This is a genomic window from Roseivivax marinus, assembly GCF_900109705.1.
GTDB classification, from domain to species: domain Bacteria; phylum Pseudomonadota; class Alphaproteobacteria; order Rhodobacterales; family Rhodobacteraceae; genus Roseivivax; species Roseivivax marinus.
This window is the reverse complement of record NZ_FOAI01000011.1, coordinates 87,036-105,752: the sequence shown is the minus strand read 5'-3', so window position 1 is coordinate 105,752 and position 18,717 is coordinate 87,036. Positions and strand designations below refer to the sequence as shown.

The 18,717-nt window shown below is 68.4% G+C and carries 19 protein-coding genes; 13 read left to right on the top strand and 6 right to left on the bottom strand.

Features of this window, described 5'->3' with window-relative positions:
• Positions 1–53 precede the first annotated feature (53 nt).
• From BMX29_RS14160 to BMX29_RS14130, 7 genes are all read left to right on the top strand, one after another.
• Positions 54–872: a DUF2059 domain-containing protein gene (locus tag BMX29_RS14160; protein WP_092813927.1), complete on the top strand. Its 819-nt coding sequence runs from the start codon at positions 54–56 to the stop codon at positions 870–872.
• 204 nt (positions 873–1,076) lie between these two features.
• Positions 1,077–1,754: a 50S ribosomal protein L21 gene (locus BMX29_RS14155; RefSeq protein ID WP_043843482.1), complete on the top strand. Its 678-nt coding sequence runs from the start codon at positions 1,077–1,079 to the stop codon at positions 1,752–1,754.
• Between the two features lie 15 nt (positions 1,755–1,769).
• Positions 1,770–2,039: a 50S ribosomal protein L27 gene (rpmA, locus tag BMX29_RS14150; RefSeq protein ID WP_043843483.1), complete on the top strand. Its 270-nt coding sequence runs from the start codon at positions 1,770–1,772 to the stop codon at positions 2,037–2,039.
• Positions 2,040–2,197: 158 nt separating this feature from the next.
• Positions 2,198–2,737, top strand: a complete 540-nt coding sequence (locus BMX29_RS14145; RefSeq protein ID WP_092813924.1) for a GNAT family N-acetyltransferase — start codon at positions 2,198–2,200, stop codon at positions 2,735–2,737.
• 111 nt (positions 2,738–2,848) lie between these two features.
• Positions 2,849–3,904, top strand: a complete 1,056-nt coding sequence (obgE, locus tag BMX29_RS14140) for a GTPase ObgE (RefSeq protein WP_043843485.1) — start codon at positions 2,849–2,851, stop codon at positions 3,902–3,904.
• Positions 3,892–4,998 carry a glutamate 5-kinase gene (gene proB / locus BMX29_RS14135; protein WP_092813921.1) on the top strand — a complete coding sequence of 369 codons (1,107 nt, stop codon included), beginning with the start codon at positions 3,892–3,894 and terminating at the stop codon, positions 4,996–4,998. The genes obgE and proB overlap by 13 nt, the downstream gene beginning before the upstream one ends.
• Before the next feature lie 105 nt (positions 4,999–5,103).
• Complete coding sequence (locus BMX29_RS14130; RefSeq protein WP_092813919.1) at positions 5,104–6,369, top strand: glutamate-5-semialdehyde dehydrogenase; 1,266 nt, start codon at positions 5,104–5,106, stop codon at positions 6,367–6,369.
• Positions 6,370–6,405: 36 nt separating this feature from the next.
• On the opposite strand, the gene BMX29_RS14125 is transcribed toward BMX29_RS14130, so the two are convergent.
• Positions 6,406–7,011, bottom strand: coding sequence for a histidine phosphotransferase family protein (locus tag BMX29_RS14125; RefSeq protein ID WP_092813916.1), 606 nt, complete (start codon positions 7,009–7,011; stop codon positions 6,406–6,408).
• A gap of 33 nt (positions 7,012–7,044) precedes the next feature.
• Between BMX29_RS14125 and BMX29_RS14120 the strand changes: the two genes are divergently transcribed.
• The 3 genes from BMX29_RS14120 (at position 7,045) to olsA (ending at position 8,974) form a co-directional block, all read left to right on the top strand.
• Complete coding sequence (locus BMX29_RS14120) at positions 7,045–7,224, top strand: DUF3553 domain-containing protein (RefSeq protein ID WP_043843491.1); 180 nt, start codon at positions 7,045–7,047, stop codon at positions 7,222–7,224.
• Positions 7,225–7,382: 158 nt separating this feature from the next.
• A complete protein-coding gene (gene olsB, locus BMX29_RS14115; RefSeq protein WP_092813913.1) occupies positions 7,383–8,156 on the top strand; it encodes an L-ornithine N(alpha)-acyltransferase in 774 nt (257 codons plus the stop codon).
• Positions 8,153–8,974, top strand: a complete 822-nt coding sequence (olsA, locus tag BMX29_RS14110; protein ID WP_425314279.1) for a lyso-ornithine lipid O-acyltransferase — start codon at positions 8,153–8,155, stop codon at positions 8,972–8,974. The genes olsB and olsA overlap by 4 nt, the downstream gene beginning before the upstream one ends.
• A 172-nt stretch (positions 8,975–9,146) precedes the next feature.
• Here olsA and BMX29_RS14105 read toward each other — a convergent pair whose 3' ends face one another.
• A complete protein-coding gene (locus tag BMX29_RS14105) occupies positions 9,147–9,767 on the bottom strand; it encodes a thiamine phosphate synthase (protein WP_092813910.1) in 621 nt (206 codons plus the stop codon).
• A gap of 86 nt (positions 9,768–9,853) precedes the next feature.
• On the bottom strand, positions 9,854–10,555 hold the full coding sequence (locus BMX29_RS14100) for a glutathione S-transferase (RefSeq protein ID WP_092813907.1): 702 nt from the start codon (positions 10,553–10,555) through the stop codon (positions 9,854–9,856).
• Positions 10,556–10,696: 141 nt separating this feature from the next.
• On the opposite strand from BMX29_RS14100, the gene BMX29_RS14095 reads away from it, so the two are divergent.
• From BMX29_RS14095 to BMX29_RS14085, 3 genes are read left to right on the top strand one after another with little or no spacing between them, the layout of a single operon-like run.
• Positions 10,697–11,443, top strand: coding sequence for an RNA methyltransferase (locus BMX29_RS14095; RefSeq protein ID WP_092813904.1), 747 nt, complete (start codon positions 10,697–10,699; stop codon positions 11,441–11,443).
• Positions 11,444–11,498: 55 nt separating this feature from the next.
• Positions 11,499–12,641, top strand: a complete 1,143-nt coding sequence (gene ctaA, locus BMX29_RS14090) for a heme A synthase (protein WP_092813901.1) — start codon at positions 11,499–11,501, stop codon at positions 12,639–12,641.
• 4 nt (positions 12,642–12,645) lie between these two features.
• Positions 12,646–14,139: a carboxypeptidase M32 gene (locus BMX29_RS14085; protein WP_092813898.1), complete on the top strand. Its 1,494-nt coding sequence runs from the start codon at positions 12,646–12,648 to the stop codon at positions 14,137–14,139.
• A 184-nt stretch (positions 14,140–14,323) separates the two neighbouring features.
• Here BMX29_RS14085 and BMX29_RS14080 read toward each other — a convergent pair whose 3' ends face one another.
• The 3 genes from BMX29_RS14080 to gyrA form a co-directional block, all read right to left on the bottom strand.
• Positions 14,324–14,713, bottom strand: a complete 390-nt coding sequence (locus BMX29_RS14080; protein WP_092813895.1) for a hypothetical protein — start codon at positions 14,711–14,713, stop codon at positions 14,324–14,326.
• Positions 14,714–14,852: 139 nt separating this feature from the next.
• Positions 14,853–15,713 carry a LysR family transcriptional regulator gene (locus BMX29_RS14075; protein WP_092813892.1) on the bottom strand — a complete coding sequence of 287 codons (861 nt, stop codon included), beginning with the start codon at positions 15,711–15,713 and terminating at the stop codon, positions 14,853–14,855.
• A gap of 158 nt (positions 15,714–15,871) precedes the next feature.
• Positions 15,872–18,643 carry a DNA gyrase subunit A gene (gyrA, locus tag BMX29_RS14070; protein ID WP_092813889.1) on the bottom strand — a complete coding sequence of 924 codons (2,772 nt, stop codon included), beginning with the start codon at positions 18,641–18,643 and terminating at the stop codon, positions 15,872–15,874.
• Positions 18,644–18,717 lie beyond the last annotated feature (74 nt).

The window sequence follows — 18,717 nt, the reverse complement described above, 5'->3', positions numbered from 1 at the left end:
TGGGGCAGGGCGGCTCTAGGTCTGTATAAAAGCCTCGAATTGGAACGAATGCCATGTTGGACCGCCTCGCGGGCGCCGTCGGCGCTGCCTTTCTCGTTGCCGTGCCGACGCACGCGTCCGCCGCGCCGGTGGACGACCTCGTGGCCGCGCTGCGCCTCGACGAGGTCGTGGGAATCATGCGCGACGAGGGGCTGGTCTACGCCGACGAGCTGGCCGTCGAAATGCTGGGCACCGAATCTTCGGAGGGCTGGCGTGACACGGTGGGGCGGATCTACGATACCGACAAGATGCAGGAGAGCGTGGTCTCCGGCATTCGCGCGGAGCTCGAGGATGACCAGGCCGAGGCGCTGGCGGACTTCTTCGAGAGCGATCTCGGCCGGCGCGTGGTCGAGCTCGAACTCGATGCCCGCGCCGCCATGGTCGACCCCGAGGTCGAGGAGGCGGCGCGGACGGTCTACCGCACCGCCCACGCCACGGAGGCAGAGCGTCTGAACGGCGTTGAGGCCTTCGTGGAGGCCAACGACCTCGTGGAGCAGAACGTGTCGGGGGCACTCAATGCGAGCCTCGCCTTCTATCGCGGCCTCAGCGACGGCGGCGCCATCGCGCTGACGGAGGAAGAGGTGCTGGCCGACGTGTGGTTGTCCGAGGAAGAGACACGCGCCGACACGGCCGAGTGGCTCTATGGCTACCTGCTGATGGCCTACGAGCCTCTCGACCCCGAGGAACTGGCCCGCTACACGGAAATGTCGGACAGCCCGGAGGGTGGCGCTCTCAATCGCGCGCTCTTTGCGGGGTTCAACACGATGTATAACGAGATCTCCTATGCCATCGGCCTCGCGGCCGCGCGACAGATGGCCGGAACCGAGCTCTGAGGCCGCCCGCGGGCTTGACAGGCGGGGGGCTTTCCGCGTAGTGCGCGCGGACTGAGTGAGCCGGGGCCTTGTGCCCCGCTTCGCATTTATAGCCAAAACGACGTCCCCGACAGGGGCGCGCTGTTCCAGGCGGACCGCATCGCGCGGTCCCCAACGCCCGGACCCGGGGGCCGACGGACGCGGTAGAGACAAGGAAGACGCACCATGTTCGCTGTGATGAAGACCGGCGGCAAGCAATACACGGTTCGCTCGGGCGATACCCTGCGGGTTGAGAAGCTCGCGGCGGATGCCGGTGAGACCGTGCAGTTCAACGAGATTCTCATGCTCGGCGGCGACGAGACCACCGTCGGCGCCCCGCTGATCGACGGCGCGGCCGTGCAGGCCGAGATCGTCGACCAGATCAAGGGTGACAAGGTCATTCACTTCGTGAAGCGCCGCCGCAAGCACAGCTCGAAGCGGACGAAGGGCCACCGCCAGCAGCTGACGCTGGTGCGCGTGACCGACATCCTGACCTCGGGCGGTGACAAGACCGGCGTGAAGGCCGCCATCGGCGCAGGCGCCGCGGGCGTTGCGGGCCTTGGCGTGTCCAAGCACACGACCAACCGTGAAGAGCAGTCCGACATGGCCGCGCGGGTGGCCGAGGACGAGGCGCAGGCCAAGACCACCGCCGCATCCGGCGTGGCCGACGGCGCTGCAGACGACCTCAAGCAGCTGTCGGGCGTTGGCCCGGCGCTCGAGAAGAAGCTGCACGAGGCCGGCATCACCACCTTCGCGCAGATCGCCGCCTGGACCGAGGACGACCTCGCTGCCCTGGACGACTCGATCAGCAATAAGGCCGAGAAAGAAGGCTGGGTCGCGCAGGCCGCGGACCTTCAGAAGTAAGAGGAGACACGACCTATGGCACACAAGAAAGCAGGCGGTTCCTCCCGCAACGGACGCGACTCCGCCGGCCGTCGACTGGGCGTCAAGCTCTACGGCGGCGAGCGCGCGATCCCCGGCAACATCATCGTCCGTCAGCGCGGCACGAAGTTCTGGCCGGGCGCCGGCGTCGGCATGGGCAAGGACCACACCATCTTCGCGACCGAAGAGGGGTCGGTGACGTTCAGCAAAGGCCTCAAGGGCCGGACGTTCATCTCCGTGCTCCCGGTGGCAGAGGCCGCCGAGTAAGCGACGCGCCGTCACGTCACATTGAGGGGATCGGCGGAACGCGCCGGTCCCCTTTTCGCGTTTGAGGGCATGGCACTGCCACGCGCCCGTCATCTTCGGCGTGTAGGCGCTGGGCCGGGGCCGGGAGGGCCCCTCGGACAGGTCAGGGAGGGCGAGGCATGAGCCTCGATCACGTCACAACGCAATCGCTCATCACCGGTACGCGGCTCGATCTGCGGACGCCGTCGGCGAGCGACGTTTCCTGGATCGAACGCTTTGCGGGCGACGCGCGCGTGGCGCGTATGACGACGACGGTGCCGCACCCGCTGCCGCCCGGCAACGCCGCGGCCTATGTCGCTGCCGCCCACGACCCCGATCGGACCGAGGAGGTCTGGGCCATCGACGCGAGCCGCTCGGGCGGCGCGCCATTGGCCGGGATCGTATCGCTGACGCAGGTGGGCCGCGGCCAGTCCGAGATCGGCTACTGGATCGCGCCGGAGGCGTGGAACACCGGCATCGCCTCCGAGGCGGTGCGGATGCTGGTCGAGGCCAACCCGCTCGGTAACTGCACGATCTTCGCGAGCGTGTTCAAGGACAACCCGGCGTCGGCTCGGGTGCTGATCCATTGCGGCTTCGAGTATATCGGCGACGCCGAGGCCGTGTCCGTCGCCCGTGATGCGGTGGTCCCGACCTGGACCTATCTCAAGCGCTACGGGTGATGGCGGGGTGCGGGCTCGTCCCGCGTGGCGCCAACCTCACCTCATCGCGCCCTTGAGGCGCGCGCCGATCCGCTCTATCGCCCCGGAAACACCCGTCACAGGACCGCCGCCATGAAGTTTCTCGACCTCGCCAAGGTCTATATCCGTTCCGGGTCAGGCGGTGCGGGCGCCGTCAGCTTCCGCCGGGAGAAGTATATCGAGTACGGCGGGCCGGACGGCGGCGACGGCGGGGCCGGTGGCTCGGTCTGGATCGAGGCCGTGGACGGTCTCAACACGCTGATCGACTTCCGGTACCAGCAGCACTTCTTCGCGCAGAACGGCCAGCACGGCATGGGCGCACAGCGCACCGGCAAGGGGGGCGAGGACATCGTGCTGCGCGTCCCCGTGGGGACCGAGGTGCTCGACGAGGACGAGGAAACGGTGATCGCCGACCTCGATACGCTCGGCCAGCGCATCTGCCTTGCCGAGGGCGGCAACGGCGGTTGGGGCAACCTGCGTTTCAAGACATCGACCAATCAGGCGCCGCGGCGGGCCAATTCCGGCCAGCCGGGCGTGGAGCGCACGATCTGGCTGCGTCTGAAACTGATCGCGGACGTGGGCCTCCTGGGCCTTCCCAACGCGGGCAAGTCGACCTTCCTTGCGGCAACCTCGAACGCCCGGCCCAAGGTCGCGGATTATCCCTTCACCACGCTGCACCCCAACCTCGGGGTCGTGGGCGTGGACGACGTGGAATTCGTGGTCGCGGACATTCCCGGCTTGATCGAGGGTGCGCACGAGGGCCGGGGCCTCGGCGATATGTTCCTCGGCCACGTCGAACGCTGCGCGGCGCTTCTGCACCTCGTCGACGGCACGTCCGGCACGCTGCTCGAGGACTGGCGAACCATCGTCAACGAGATCGAGGCCTACGGTGAGGGACTGGCCGACAAGCCCCGCGTTACCGTCCTGAACAAGATCGACGCGATGGACGACGAGGAGCGGGAGTTCCTGCGCGAGGAGCTGGAGGCGGTGGCCGGGCCGGTTCACCTGATGTCCGGCGTCTCCAAGGAAGGTCTGACCGACGTCCTGCGCGAGCTGCGTTCGCTGATCGACGAGGACCGGCTGCGCCGCAAGGCCGAGGCGAAGGCCGAGGACGACGACGCGGACGAGGACACGTCGTGGCAGCCCTGAGCGAGGCGAAGCGGCTCGTCGCCAAGATAGGATCGGCGCTGCTGGTGGACCGGTCCACCGGCGCGCTGCGCTCCGACTGGGTAGCCTCGATGGCTGCCGACGTGGCGCGGCTGCGGGCGCGGGGCACCGACGTGGTGCTGGTGTCGTCCGGCTCCATCGCGCTCGGGCGCGGGGTGCTGGGCCTGCCGGCCACGACGCTCCCGCTCGAGCAGAGCCAGGCCGCGGCCGCGGTGGGCCAGATCAGGCTGGCGCGCGCGTGGGAGGAGCATCTCGCCCCCCACGGCATCACCACGGCGCAGGTGCTCGTGACTCTCGAGGACAGTGCCGACCGGCGCCGCTACCTGAACTCGCGCGCGACGCTGCAGACGCTGCTGAGTCTCGGCGTGGTCCCCATCGTGAACGAGAACGACACCGTCGCCACCGACGAGATCCGCTACGGTGACAACGACCGGCTGGCGGCGCAGGTGGCGGTCACCGTGGGCGCCGACCAGCTGGTGCTGCTGTCGGACGTGGACGGCTTCTATTCCGCGAATCCGTATGACGACCCGACGGCGCACCGCTACGACACGATCGACGACATCACCCCCGAGATCGAGGCGATGGCCGGCGACGCGGGGTCGGGCCTGTCCAAGGGCGGGATGAAGACCAAGCTCATGGCCGCCAAGACCGCCACCGCCGCCGGCTGCGCGCTTGCCATCACCGAGGGCTCGCGCCTGAACCCGCTTTCGGCGCTGGAGAACGGCGCGCCGGCCACATGGTTCGCGCCGGTCCTCGATCCGCATCTGGCGCGCAAGCGTTGGATCTCGGCGATGAAGCCGCGCGGCACGCTGATCGTGGACGACGGCGCAGCGCAGGCGCTGGGGCAGGGAAAGTCCTTGCTGCCAGCGGGCCTCGCCCGGGTCGAGGGCGCGTTCGGACGGGGCGATCCGGTGGCGATCCGCGACACCGGCGGCCGCGCCCTGGGGCAGGGCCTTGCCCGTTACGACGCGGCCGAAGCGCGTGCGATTGCCGGGCACCGCTCGGCCGAGATCGAGACGCTGCTGGGCTATCCAGGCCGCGCGGTGCTGATCCACCGCGACGACATGGCGACCTGATCGCCGCCCCGCCTCTCGACGCACTGGCCAAGACGGCCCCCACCTCGTTAGAACCATTTCCACGGAAGCCGACCGCATCGGAGCGGTCCGCCAAGGAGCCGAGACATGAAGGACATGAGCGACATTCCCGCCCTGATGCAGGATATCGGTCGCCGCGCGAAGGCGGCCGCCGCGGAGCTGGCCTTTGCCCCGTCCGAGGTCAAGCGGCAGGCGCTGGAGGCCGCGGCCGACGCGCTCTGGCGCGATCGCGCCACGGTGATCGCGGCCAACGCCGAGGACGTGAAACTTGCCCACGAGAAGGACCTCACGCCCGCGATGATCGATCGGCTGAAGCTGGACGAGGCGCGGATCGAGGGCATCTGTGCCAGCCTCCGCGCAGTGGCCGCACAGGACGATCCCGTCGGTGCCGTCACGGCTGAGTGGGAGCAGCCGACCGGTCTGCGCATCCGCCGTGTCCGCACGCCGCTGGGCGTCGTCGGCGTGATCTACGAAAGCCGCCCCAACGTGACGGCGGATGCGGGGGCGCTCTGCCTCAAGGCCGGGAACGCGGTGATCCTACGCGGCGGCTCCGAGAGCTTCAACTCGTCGGACGCGATTCATGCCTGCCTCGTCGAGGGCCTGCGCTCCGCCGGCCTGCCCGAGGACGCGATCCAGCGCGTGCCCACCCGCGACCGTGCGGCTGTGGGCGAGATGCTGACGATGACCGACACCATCGACGTGATCGTGCCGCGCGGCGGCAAGGGGCTCGTGGGTCTCGTCCAGCGTGAGGCGCGGGTGCCGGTCTTTGCCCATCTCGAGGGCATCGTGCACGTCTATCTCGACGCGGAGGCCGACCCGGTGAAGGCGCTCGACATCGTGCTCAACGCCAAGACCCGGCGCACCGGCATCTGCGGTGCGGCCGAGTGCCTGCTGATTCACCGCGACATTCTCGACACCGTGGGGCAGGGCGTGGTGCGCGCGCTGCTTGATGCGGGGGTCGAGGTGCGGGGCGACGAGACTCTTCAGGCGATCGAGGGCGTGACGCCCGCCGGTGCCGAGGACTGGGGCCGCGAATACCTCGACATGGTGATCGCGGCGCGGGTCGTGGACGACATCGACGCGGCCATCGCGCATATCCGTACCTACGGGTCGAACCACACCGACTGCATCGTGACCGAGGACGATGCCGCCGCCGACCGGTTCTTCGAGCGGCTCGACAGCGCGATCCTGATGCGCAACGCCTCGACCCAGTTCGCCGATGGCGGCGAGTTCGGCATGGGGGCCGAGATCGGCATCGCCACGGGCAAGATGCACGCCCGCGGGCCGGTCGGGGCCGAGCAGCTGACGAGCTTCAAGTACCTCGTCGAGGGCGACGGCGCCACGCGCGCCTGATTTGTCGCGTGCCGCCTCCTGCGGGGCGCGCGTTGCCTAGAAGGTGAGGAGGAGCCGCTCCGGCCCGTCCTCCACACGCGCGGTGCGATCGGATCGGGCGACGAACGCTGCGAGAAGGCCGAACTGCACCTCGGCGGGGTGCATCTGGTCCGAGCCCGTGCCCGGCGCGGTCAGAAGCGTCCAGAGGTCCGTCTCCCGGCGCGGGGTAGCCTCGGTGTCCACCTGCCAGCCGGCGGTGTCCTCGTATGTCGCGCGGATATCGCCGCCGCGGGGCAGAACGGCCTCGACGCACAGGACCGCCAGCGCGCCGGCCTGCGCCTCGGTCCTCGGAAGTTCGTCCGGGCCGGTGCAATGCACCGACAGCCGGCCCCCGGCGAAGGCGCCATCGAAGATCGCCGCCAGGTCTGCCAATCGCATCCGTGCGGCCGGGTCGCAGGTGCCGAAGGCGAGGCGGAAGAGCTGTATGCGCGCCGCGGCGGCGCGGGCCGAGTCCTCGACCAGCGCCATTTCCTCGCTCGGGCCTGTCTCGGACATCATCGCCAAAAGCTCGAGCCCGTTCGAGATCGCGCCGATCGGGCTCACGAGATCGTGGCAGATGCGCGCCCCTATCAAATGGGCTAGATCGTCGCTAGGAAGACTCATCCGGCCCCTCCGGCCGGGGGCAGGGGGACGACCGTGGACGACATGAACGCGATGCTGGAGCCGGGCATGCTGGTCCAGCACCCTGACAAGCCCGAGTGGGGCGTGGGGCAGGTGCAGTCGAACATCGGCGGCCGCATCACGGTCAATTTCCGTGACGAGGGCAAGGTCGTCATCGACGGGTCGCGCATCGTGTTACTCCCTGTCTACGAATAGACGGTAGGCTCCCGTGGTTACGCAAGCATTAACGCCACTCCGCCGATAGGGCGGCGGACGGTGCGACGCGGTTTGCAAAGCAGGGACGGCTTTCCTAAGACGCAAGGGGCGCGCGACACTGCGCGCCGGATGACCCCGAAGGCCACGACCACCCGCCCATGACCTCGCCATCCCCGGACCTCTCCGCCCCGGACTTCACCACGCGGCTCGCACGCGATGCGGACGACCTGCGCGCGGCGCAACGCCTGCGCTACGACGTCTTCGTCGAGGAACTCAGCGGCGGCGGCGACGGGGTGGACCACGACGCCCGCCGCGAAACCGACCGCTTCGACCCGGCGGTCGATCACCTGCTGCTGATTGACCGCGCCCGGGACGACGCGGTGGTCGGGGTCTACCGGCTCATGCGCGACGACCAGGCGCGCGAGTTCGGCCAGTTCTATACCGACGACGAATACGATCTCGCGCCGCTGCGCGCGTCCGGGCGGCGGCTGCTCGAACTCGGGCGCTCATGCCTGCACGCCGACTACCGCGGCGGGGCCGGCATGATGGTGATGTGGCAGGCGCTGGCCGACTACGTGGCCGAGCACGGCATCGGCATCCTCTTCGGCGTGGCGAGCTTTCACGGCACCGATCCCGAGGCGCTGGCGCATCCGCTGTCGAACCTCCACCACCGCCATCTCGCGCCCGGGGACCTGAGGGTGCGCTCGCGCCACTACCAGCCGATGAACCTTCTGTCCGAGGCCGAGTGCGACCGCCGTCGGGCGGTGCTCGAGACGCCCGCGCTCATCAAGGCGTACCTGCGCCTCGGCGGCGTGGTGGGCGACGGCGCCTTCGTGGACCGGGCGTTCAACACCACCGACGTGTGCCTTGTCATGGACACCGAGCGGCTGAACGCGCGCAGTCGCGACATCTACGCCCGGGAGCGCCGGTGAGCACCTGGCACGGCGCGGTTCCGCCCGAGGTCGCGCCGCCGGGGGCGGCGGGCTGGATGCGGGCGGTGGCACGCGGGATCCCTATGGCGCTGGTGGTCTTCGGCGGGCTGGCGGTGCTTCTGCTGGTGCGGGGCCCCGAGCGTCTGCTCTCGGGCCACGACCGCCCGGTGACGCCATGGATCACGGTGTGTGTCTGTCGTGCCGTCCTGCGCATTCTCGGGATCCCGGTGCAGCGTCACGGCACGCCGGCGGGTGGCGGCGGCGCGACGGTGGCCAACCATGTCTCGTGGCTCGACATCTTCGTGCTGAACGCCGCGCGCCCGGTGACATTCGTGTCGAAGGCCGAGGTCGAGGGATGGCCCGGCATCGGTTGGCTCGCCCGCGCCACCGGCACGTTGTTCATCCGCCGCGACCGGCGCGAGGCACGGGCCCAGGCGGACCTTTTCGCCGATCGCCTTGCGCGGGGCGAACGGCTTCTGGTGTTTCCCGAGGGCACCTCGACCGACGGGCAGCGGGTGCTGCCGTTCAAGCCGACGCTGTTCCAGGCGTTCTTCGACGACCGGCTCCGGCACGCGGCCTCGGTCCAGCCGGTGAGCCTGCGCTACGAGGCTCCGAAAGGCGCGCCTGCGGCGTTCTACGGCTGGTGGGGCGACATGGACTTCGGTCCGAGCCTGCTGCGCGCGCTGGCGGCGCGGCGGCAGGGGCGAGTGTCGGTGGTCTATCACCCGGCCGTGCCGGTGGACGCGCACCCCAACCGAAAGTCACTCGCGCACGCGCTGGAGACCAAGGTGCGCGAGGGCTACGCGGAGGCGATCTGACCGGGTCCCGGTCTCGTCGGGAGGCCGTGCGGTTTCATGCGTTCCGCGGACAGGATCGAACGGGTCGCCTTTGCCGCCGCGCGGACGGCATCCCGCGTTGTCGTATATCGAGCGCTTCGCGATGCGCGGTGCAGTCGGAGCCGGATCGCGCCGCCGGGGTCGGACCCGCGCCTCAGCGCATGGCGTCGCGCAGGGTCGAGAGGACAAGCACCGGGTCGGGCTGTGACCAGATCTCCTCGCCCACGGCGAAGAAGTCGGTCAGGGGCGCCAAGGCTCGGACGCGCTCTTCGGTCAGGCCGCCCTCGGCCACCACGGGCAACTCGATCATCTGCGACCACCACGCGAACACCTCGTCGTCGGCAACGCTGCCGTCGCCCAGCGTGCCCGCGGTGACGGGCCCGAAGCTCACGTAGTCCGCGCCGGCCTCGCCCGCGTTCATGCCGTCGTGGCGCGAGCCGCCACAGAAGGCACCGACGATGGCGTCCGCGCCCAGCGTCTTGCGGGCCGAGCGGACCGAGCGCGCGCCGTCGGTCAGATGCACCCCGTCGAGGCCAAGCCGTTCGGCCAGCACCACGTGCGTGTCGATGACGAAGGCCACGTCGCGGGCGTGCGCCACTTCGCGCAGGGCATCGGCGGCGCGCATGATGGTATCCTCGTCGCGCGTGGCGAGCGCGAGGCGCAGGCAGGCGGCCTCGTGTGCGTCGAGCACGCGGCCCAGCAGGTCGGGGAAACTGCCAAGATCGAGGCTCGGCGGGGTGACGAGGTAGAGTTGCGGCTCTTCTTGGTCGGCCATCGGTCCCTCCTGCGGATCGTCGCGGCGCTATAGCGGCTCGGGCGGCGGATGGAAAGCGCCCGCGCGACGCGGGCGCGGCCGGCAGGTCAGCCATCGAGCGCGCGGCGAAGCGAGTCCTCGATCTGTCCGCCGCACCAGGCGTCGCCGTAGTGGTCCCGGGTGCGCTGCCAGAGATCGCGTTGTTCGGGGCGTGCGCCGATCCGATCGACAAGGCCGGCGATTCCGGGCGCGTGCGCGTCGAGCATCCGGCGCAGGGGCGGCAACTGCGTCGTCATCGTGCCCCAGAGGGTGTAGGCCGTGAGGTCGGCAAGGCCGGGCTGCTCGGTCCCTAGCATGTGGCCGCCGTCGGCCGTCAGGCCGTGCGCCCGTCCGAGCGCCTCGAAGATTTCCATCCAGCGGCCGAGGCGGGGCCGATACTCGTCCCAGTCGTCGGGCGTCCACATCTGCGCGCCGTTGTAACGCGTCATCTCGTAGAGCACGTCATTGGCGTCGGCGATCACCTTGTGGGTCAGCGCGCGTTTGGCGGGGTCGCCGGGGATCAGGCCGTGCTTGTCCCCGAGCCACGCCAGGATCGCCTGCGTCTGCGCCAGCGACAGCTTGGCAGAGTGGTCGGTCAGCACCGGCGGGCCCATGTGCGGCACGAGCTGTGCCACGGGTTCGGCGGTGCGTAGGTCGGAGACTTCGCCGATCCCGGCCTCGCTCCAGTCGGCGCCGACATGCGCGAGCACCGTGCGCACGAACTGTCCCCGGAAGGGGAGCGGCCAGTAGTAGAGGGTGTAGTCGGTCATCACGCAGGGGCCTTTCGAAGTGTCGTCTTCCGGACCGACGATGCAGCCGCTTGTTTTGTTCCCGTCGTCCCGCTCCGCCCGGGCTTGCAGCCGGCCCCGGCCCGCGCGTATGCGGACGCGAAGGCATGACAGGAGACGGACATGAGCGACGGGCCGACGCAACCCGACATCGTGCTGGTGCGCCCCCAGATGGGCGAGAACATCGGCGCGGCGGCGCGGGCGATGTGGAACTTCGGCCTCGACGGGATGCGGCTGGTGGCCCCGCGCGACGGCTGGCCCAATCCCTCCGCCCGCGCGATGGCCAGCGGCGCCGGTCGGGTGCTGGATCATGCGGTCGTCTCGGAGACCACCGCCGAGGCGATCGCGCCCGCGACATATGTTCTTGCCACCACCGCCCGGCCGCGCGGTCTGACGACGCCGGTTCTCAGCCCCGAAAGGGCGATGCAGGAGGCTTACACCCGGATCTCGCGCGGCGAGCGGGTGGCGGTCCTCTTCGGCCCCGAGCGCGCAGGGCTCGAGAACGACGATATCGCGCGGGCCAACGCGGTCGTGTCGGTGCCGGTGAACCCCGATTACGCGTCGCTCAACCTCGCGCAGTGCGTGCTGCTCATGTCCTACGAGTGGCGGCGCGCCTCCGCCTCGGTGGAGGCCGAAACCGTGGAGATGGCCGGCACGGTCTGGGCCAATCAGGACGAGGTCGAGGCCTTGGCCGCGCATTACGAGGAGCGGCTCGAGAGCGCGGGCTTCTTCTTCCCCGAGGACAAGGCCCCCAGCATGAAGCGCAACCTGCGTAATCTCTGGAGCCGGATGCCCCTGACGCGGGCCGACGCGCAGACGTTGCACGGGGTCCTGCGTCAAATGGTGCGGTGGGCAGACCGGGGTCGCTGACTTGAAGGCCGGTGCGCCCGGGCCTAGTGTCCGCGCGCCAGCGAAGGAGCGACAGATGGCCCAGAAGCGCAAGCTGTTCGAAGAGGTCGGCACCGACGAGGCGCCGCGCGCCACCGCCCCCAAGGGGGGGATGATCGACGCAAAGCGGCGCGGGGCCCGCGGCGCGGTGCGCTGGTGGCTGATGGTGCTCTTCGCGCTGGTCATGGTGATGATCGCGGTCGGCGGCCTCACGCGGCTGACCGACAGCGGCCTGTCGATCACCGAATGGCAGCCGGTCACGGGCGCCTTGCCGCCCATGAGCCAGGAGGCCTGGCAGGCCGAGTTCGAGAAGTACCAGCAGATCCCCGAATACCGGCTGGTGAACCCCGACATGACGCTGGCGGAGTTCGAGTTCATCTACTGGTGGGAATGGGGGCACCGTCAGCTCGGCCGCGTGATCGGCCTTGTCTGGGCGCTGGGTTTCGTGGGCTTCGCCGTCACCCGCAACATCCCGCCGGGCTGGACCGGGCGGCTGCTGCTTCTGGGCGCTCTCGGTGGCGCGCAGGGCGCGATCGGATGGTGGATGGTGTCTTCGGGCCTCTCGGGCGAGCGGATCGACGTGGCGAGTTACCGGCTGGCCACCCATCTGGGCCTCGCCTTCGTGATCCTCGGCCTGATCGCGTGGTATGTTTTCCGTCTTGGCCGAGAGAGCCGCGAGTTGATGCAGGCGCGCCGCGCCCGAGAGGGCAAGCTCTTCTCGATGAGCACGGGGCTTCTGCACTTCGCCTTTCTGCAGATCCTGCTGGGCGCGCTGGTCGCGGGGATCGATGCGGGCCGCAACTATACCGATTGGCCGCTCATGGCCGGCGGGCTGGTCCCGCCGACCCCGTTCGAGATCGAGCCCGTGTGGCGCAATTTCTTCGAGAACGCGGGACTCGTGCAGTTCATGCACCGGGTCGCGGGCTACCTGCTGTTCGTCTTCGGCATCGTGGTCTGGGCGCGCTCGCGCAAGTCGCCCAACGGCGACACGCGGTTCCGCTTCAACGCGGTCCTGGCGATGCTGGTGCTGCAGATGGTGCTGGGCATCGTCACCGTACTCTACGGCGCGCCGTGGCAGATCGCCATCGTCCACCAGGTCGGCGCGGTCGCCCTTTGGGTGCTGATCCTGCGCGCGCGCTTCGGGGCGCAATATCCGAAATTCCAGTCCGTCCGGGGGTGATCCGATGCAGAGCGCTTACGAGCAGATGATGGAGCACGTGCGCGAGACCGGCGCGCTCGGCCACGTGGCGCAGCGGCTCGGCTGGGACCAGGAAACGGTCATGCCGCGCGGCTCTGCATCCCAGCGGGGCGACGAGATGGCGGCGATGGAGACGGTCCTGCACGCCCGCCGCGGCGACGCCCGGCTGGGCGAGTGGCTGTCCGAGGCCGAGGCCGATGCTGCCGTTCAGGCGGACCCGGTTGCCCGTGCGAACCTGCGACACATCCGACGCGACTTCGACCGTGCAAACAAGGTGCCGCAGCGTCTTGCCGCCGAGATCGCCCGCGTCACCAGCGTCAGCCAGGGCGTCTGGGCCGAGGCGCGAGCGAAGGACGACGTCGCCGCCTTCGCGCCAACGCTCAAGGAGGTGCTGGCCCTCAAGCGCGAGGAGGGCGCCGCGCTGGCGGATGGCGGCGACGTCTATGACGCGCTCTTGCAAGACTACGAGCCGGGTGCGACGGCGGAGCAGCTCACGCAGATGTTCAGCGCCCTGCGCCCGCGCCTAAAAGCGCTGATCGACGCCGTGCGCGGGGCCGAGGCGCCGCCAAAGGTCAGCGGCACCTTCGACGAGGGCGCGCAGATGCGACTGGCGCGACACGTCGCGAAGACCTTCGGCTACGACATGAGCCGCGGTCGCGTCGACAAGGCCGTGCACCCGTTCTCGAGCGGCTCGGGCAACGACGTGCGGATCACCACGCGCACCGCGGCGGACGATCCGTTCAATTGCCTCTACTCGACCATCCACGAGGTCGGCCACGCCTCCTACGAGCAGGCGATCTCGCAGGATTACCTGTTCACGCCACTGGGGCAGGGCGTCTCCATGGGCGTCCATGAAAGCCAGAGCCGCATCTACGAGAACCAGATCGGACGCAGCCGCGCGATGACGGGATGGCTCTTCGGCCAGATGCGCGAGGCGTTTGGCGAGTTCGGCATCGACGACGCCGAGACCTTCTACCGGACAGTGAACCGGGTCCATGACGGCTACATCCGCACCGAGGCGGACGAGCTGCAATACAACCTCCACGTCCTTCTGCGCTACGACCTGGAACGCGCGCTGATCGAGCGCGAGCTTGAGGTCGATACGCTGGAAGAGGCGTGGAATGCCCGGTTCGAGGCGGATTTCGGCTTTGCCGTGGACCGTCCGTCGAACGGAGTGTTGCAGGACGTGCACTGGTCGGTGGGGCTCTTCGGCTACTTCCCGACATACAGCCTCGGCAACGTCTACGCGGGCTGCCTGCACGAGGCGCTGCGCCGCGATGTGCCGGACCTCGATGCCCGGTTGGCCGTGGGCGAGGTCGCGGCGGCCACCGACTGGCTGCGCGACAACCTTCAGCGCCACGGCGGTCTGCGTCCCCCGCGCGAGACCATCATGCACGCCACCGGGACCGAGCCGGACGAGGGCCCATTGATGCGCTACCTCGAAACCAAGTTCAGCGATCTCTACGGATTGTCAATCTGATCGCGCGCGCCACAGTTTTGAAACTGTGGCGCGGCGGCCACGCCCAAGCGAAACCATGCGCAGCCGGAGCCGATTCCGGCGGGTTTAACGAATTGTCAGGATTCTTCCGAAGCGACCAAAAAAAAACGCGGCCCGAAGGCCGCGTAGTCTACGGTGTGCCCGTTTGTGACGCGGGAGGGACGCGTCAGATCACGTTGCTCCATCCGGCGCGGACCATGCTGAAGCGTCCGCCGCCGAAGAGGATGGAGGGAAGGGCGATCGCGCCGACCAGCGCGAGTTCCGCCAGGATGGTTGCGTCGACCGCGCCGAAACCGGGAAGCATGGTGATGTGCCCGACATACAGCGCGGTTCCGAGGGTCGCGACAACGCGTGTCCGGATGCCGAAGACCAGCCAGATCGCGACCACCGTCATTAGTCCGGACAGCGCCGCGGCGCCGAGCGTCAGGCGCGGACCGGTCAAAGTGTAGCCGGGATCGAACAGCGAGGTGGACGAGAGAGTTTCGGTGACCGCGTAGAACAGCGCGGTAGCCAGCAAAAGGCGGGATACGACCAAAAGAACCGAAAGGGGGGACATCTAAGTGTGCTTCTCTGCTCGAAAACTTCTGTTGCAAGCAGTAGGCACAACCCACAGGGGACAAGCAAGCACGCGTCTGTCAAAGCCGCTTTTGCAAAAAATTGCCTGCCCCCGATCCGATCCTTGACGAATCAGGTGTTCAACCGTTGGCGGTTGCTCGAGTCCCTGCCTGCGCGACATCCTCGAAGCAGAGCGTGACCCACTCGACTACCGCCCGCATGGCCGGATCGCTCCGACGGGTCTCGTGGAACATGAGCCAGAAGTCCGAGTAATGCGGCGGCGCCGAGGGGCAGACCGGCACGAGGTCCGGGTCCTGCGCGGCGAGGATGTCGGGCAGGGGGCCGGGCATGTGGGTGGCCTGCATCAGTGCAAACAGCGCAAGGAAGCTGTCCACGCGGACGCGCGGCGGGCAGCCGAACCGCTCGGTGCCCAGAAGCATCGTGGGATACCCGTCGTGGTTCTCGCCAAGGCCCGCCCACTCGGTGCCGATGGTCGTGTTGCGGTGCCGGTACAGGCGGAAGGACAGGCTGCCCGCCTTGCGCGTCACGATCCGGCCGCTGTCGGGCTGGCCCAGCATGATGACGATGTCGTTCTCGCCGAGCCCCTCGCGAAAGATGCGATCATGGAAGCTCAGCGCGATGCCGGACAGCATGTCGGCGCGGTTGTGCAGGCCCGGGAACAGCACCTGAGAGGTGACGATCGGGATCGAGCCCATGTTGATCTTCACGGTTTCATGGGCGTTGCGCTGGCTCTGGGCATTCAGCACCGACTGCAATTCGCCCTCGAAGGACTCGCTGACGTCGATCAGGCGCTTCACCGCGTCAGACGGGCGCCAGCCCTCGGAGGTCTTCACGAAGGCCGGAGTGCCGAGTTGTTCGGACAGCCTTTCGATCCGCCGCGACACGGTCGCGGTGTTCGTCCCCAGCAGCTTTGCCGCCGAGGTCATCGTTCCGGTCTTCGAGAGCGCGACCAGAAAACGCAGATCATCCCAATTGTCCATGCCACCTGGCCATCCTGGAAGTGAGCGGGGAAACACGAGAACACGAGCACTAAGGGAACCGGCGGGGCGGTGTACCGATTGTGTCGGTGCACTCTCCCCGCCGTTCCAAACTACATCAACTGCGCAACGGCGCAATTGCATTTATCCAATGCAATAACTCAGGAGTCTCCGGAAGGTTCCGTCGCGTCGTCCGCGCCACCTTCTGCCTCGATCTCTGCTTCGGGCTGTTCCGCGATCCATGCCACGCTGACCACCGTCTCACCGGCGCCAGTGTTGAAGATTCGCACCCCCCCCGCAGTGCGCGAACGGAAGCTGATGCCCTCGATCGGCACCCGGATCGACTGCCCCCGCGAGGTTGCGAGCATGATCTGGTCGTCGGTCTCGACCGGGAAGGACGCCACCAGCGGGCCGCCCCGCATGGCCTTGTCCATCGCGGTCACGCCCTGGCCGCCACGGCCGCGCACCGGGTAATCGTGGCTCGACGACAGCTTGCCCGAGCCCTGCGCTGTCACGGTCAGGATCAGGTTCTCGGCCGCAGACATCTCCGCATAGCGTTCCTGCGTGATCAGGCCGGGGGCCGCGTCGTCGTCGTCCGTCTCGGTGTCCTCGTCCGCAAGCCCGGCCACGGCGCGGCGCATCTTGAGATAGGCCGCGCGTTCTTCCGGCGTCGCCTCGAAGTGGCGGATGATCGACATCGAGACCACGCGGTCGTTGCCCGACAGGCGAACGCCGCGCACGCCGGTGGACTTGCGGCCCTTGAACACCCGCACGTCGGTGGTGGGGAAGCGGATCGCGCGGCCGCCCTCGGTCACCAACATGACGTCGTCATCCTCGGACGCGATACGCGCGTTCACGAGGCTGGTGCCCTCGGCGAGCTCCATCGCGATCTTGCCGTTCCGCTTCACGTTGGTGAAATCCGACAGCGCGTTGCGCCGCACATCGCCCGCCGAGGTGGCGAAGACGATCTGCAGGTCGTCCCAGTCCGCCTCGTCGCGATCCACGGGCATGATCGCCGCGATCGAGACGCCCGTGGGGATCGGCAGGATGTTGACGATGGCCTTGCCCTTGGACGTGCGGCCGCCCGCGGGCAGGCGCCAGGTCTTGAGCTTGTAGGCCATCCCGTCCGTGGTGAAGAACAGGAGCTGCGTGTGCGTGTTCGCCACGAACAACGTCGTCACCGCGTCGTCGTCCTTGAGCCCGCCGCCCGAAACGCCCTTGCCGCCGCGGCGCTGGCTGCGGAAGTCCGACAGCGGCGTGCGCTTGATGTAGCCGGACTGGGTGACGGTCACGACCATGTCTTCGCGCTCGATCAGGTCCTCGTCGTCCATGTCGCCGGCCCAGTCGGCGATCTCGGTCCGGCGGGGAACGGCGAACAGCTCGCGCACCTCTTTCAGTTCGTCCGAGATGATCGACATGATCCGCTCACGCGAGCCGAGGATCTCGAGGTAGTCCTTGATCTTGCCGGCCAGCTCCTCGAGCTCGTCGGTGACCTCCTGCACGCCGAGTTGCGTCAGGCGCTGGAGGCGCAGCTCGAGAATGGCGCGGGCTTGTGCCTCGGACAGGTTGTAGGTCCCGTCGTCGTTCATGGTGTGCGTCGGGTCGTCGATCAGCCGGATGTAGGGCGCGATCTCCTCGGCGGGCCAGCGGCGTGTCATCAGTGCCTCGCGCGCCTCGCCGGCGTCTCGGCTGGCCCGGATGGTGGCCACGACCTCGTCCACGTTCGACACCGCGACCGCCAGGCCGCACAGGATGTGGCTGCGCTCGCGCGCCTTCCGCAGCAGGTAGGCGGTACGCCGGGCGACCACGTCCTCGCGGAAGTCGATGAACGATGTCAGGAACTTGCGCAAAGTCAGCTGTTCGGGCTTGCCGCCGTTGAGTGCCAGCATGTTGCAGCCGAAGGACGTCTGCATTGGCGTGAAGCGGTACAGCTGGTTCAGCACCACGTCCGGGGTCGCGTCTCGCTTGAGCTCGACCACCACGCGGACGCCGGAGCGGTCGCTCTCGTCCTGGACGTGGGCGATGCCCTCAATCTTCTTGTCGCGCGCGGCCTCGGCGATCTTCTCGATCATCGCGGCCTTGTTCACTTGGTAGGGGATCTCGTCGATGACGACGGCGTAACGGTCCTTGCGCAGCTCCTCGATCCGCGTCTTGGCACGGATGATGACGCTGCCGCGGCCTTCGAGATAGGCCTTCCGCGCGCCTGAGCGGCCGAGGATAAGGCCGCCTGTGGGGAAGTCCGGGGCCGGGATGTAGTCGATCAGCTGCTCCGACGACAGGTCGGGCTCGTCGATCAGGGCAAGCGTCGCGTCGATCACTTCGCCGAGGTTGTGCGGCGGGATGTTGGTGGCCATGCCCACGGCGATGCCGCCTGCGCCGTTGACCAGCATGTTCGGGAAGCGCGCAGGCAGGACCGTCGGTTCGCGGTCCTTGCCGTCGTAGTTGTCCTGGAAATCGACGGTGTCCTTGTCGATGTCCGCCAGCATGTAAGCCGCCGGCTTGTCCATGCGGACCTCGGTGTAACGCATGGCGGCGGGGTTGTCCCCGTCCATGGAGCCGAAGTTGCCCTGACCGTCCAGAAGCGGCAGCGACATCGAGAAGTCCTGCGCCATCCGCACAAGCGCGTCGTAGATCGCGCTGTCGCCGTGGGGGTGGTACTTACCCATTACGTCGCCCACGGGGCGCGCGGACTTGCGGTAGGACTTGTCGTGCGTGTTTCCGGTCTCGTGCATCGCGTAGAGGATGCGGCGGTGCACCGGTTTGAGGCCGTCGCGCAGGTCGGGAATCGCCCGGCTCACGATCACGCTCATCGCGTAATCGAGATAGGACGATTTCATCTCGTCGAGGATCGAAACCGTGGGGCCGCCCGGCAGAGGACGCTCGGGGCCGCCGTTTTCTTCATCGAACTCAGGGGGTTCGGGCGTATCGCTCACGTTTTTTGTCCGCCTGTGCCTGTGCTATATCTTGTTGTCAGGTTTATAGCAGAGCGCGGATATGGGGTGCAATG

Bases quoted from the DNA above. Each gene is read 5' to 3' on its own strand.
- BMX29_RS14160 (WP_092813927.1), top strand. From the start codon at position 54: ATGTTGGACCGCCTCGCGGGCGCCGTCGGCGCTGCCTTTCTCGTTGCC.
- BMX29_RS14155 (WP_043843482.1), top strand. From the start codon at position 1,077: ATGTTCGCTGTGATGAAGACCGGCGGCAAGCAATACACGGTTCGCTCG.
- rpmA (WP_043843483.1), top strand. From the start codon at position 1,770: ATGGCACACAAGAAAGCAGGCGGTTCCTCCCGCAACGGACGCGACTCC.
- BMX29_RS14145 (WP_092813924.1), top strand. From the start codon at position 2,198: ATGAGCCTCGATCACGTCACAACGCAATCGCTCATCACCGGTACGCGG.
- obgE (WP_043843485.1), top strand. From the start codon at position 2,849: ATGAAGTTTCTCGACCTCGCCAAGGTCTATATCCGTTCCGGGTCAGGC.
- BMX29_RS14130 (WP_092813919.1), top strand. From the start codon at position 5,104: ATGAAGGACATGAGCGACATTCCCGCCCTGATGCAGGATATCGGTCGC.
- BMX29_RS14125 (WP_092813916.1), bottom strand. From the start codon at position 7,011: ATGAGTCTTCCTAGCGACGATCTAGCCCATTTGATAGGGGCGCGCATC.
- olsB (WP_092813913.1), top strand. From the start codon at position 7,383: ATGACCTCGCCATCCCCGGACCTCTCCGCCCCGGACTTCACCACGCGG.
- BMX29_RS14105 (WP_092813910.1), bottom strand. From the start codon at position 9,767: ATGGCCGACCAAGAAGAGCCGCAACTCTACCTCGTCACCCCGCCGAGC.
- BMX29_RS14100 (WP_092813907.1), bottom strand. From the start codon at position 10,555: ATGACCGACTACACCCTCTACTACTGGCCGCTCCCCTTCCGGGGACAG.
- BMX29_RS14095 (WP_092813904.1), top strand. From the start codon at position 10,697: ATGAGCGACGGGCCGACGCAACCCGACATCGTGCTGGTGCGCCCCCAG.
- ctaA (WP_092813901.1), top strand. From the start codon at position 11,499: ATGGCCCAGAAGCGCAAGCTGTTCGAAGAGGTCGGCACCGACGAGGCG.
- BMX29_RS14085 (WP_092813898.1), top strand. From the start codon at position 12,646: ATGCAGAGCGCTTACGAGCAGATGATGGAGCACGTGCGCGAGACCGGC.
- BMX29_RS14080 (WP_092813895.1), bottom strand. From the start codon at position 14,713: ATGTCCCCCCTTTCGGTTCTTTTGGTCGTATCCCGCCTTTTGCTGGCT.
- BMX29_RS14075 (WP_092813892.1), bottom strand. From the start codon at position 15,713: ATGGACAATTGGGATGATCTGCGTTTTCTGGTCGCGCTCTCGAAGACC.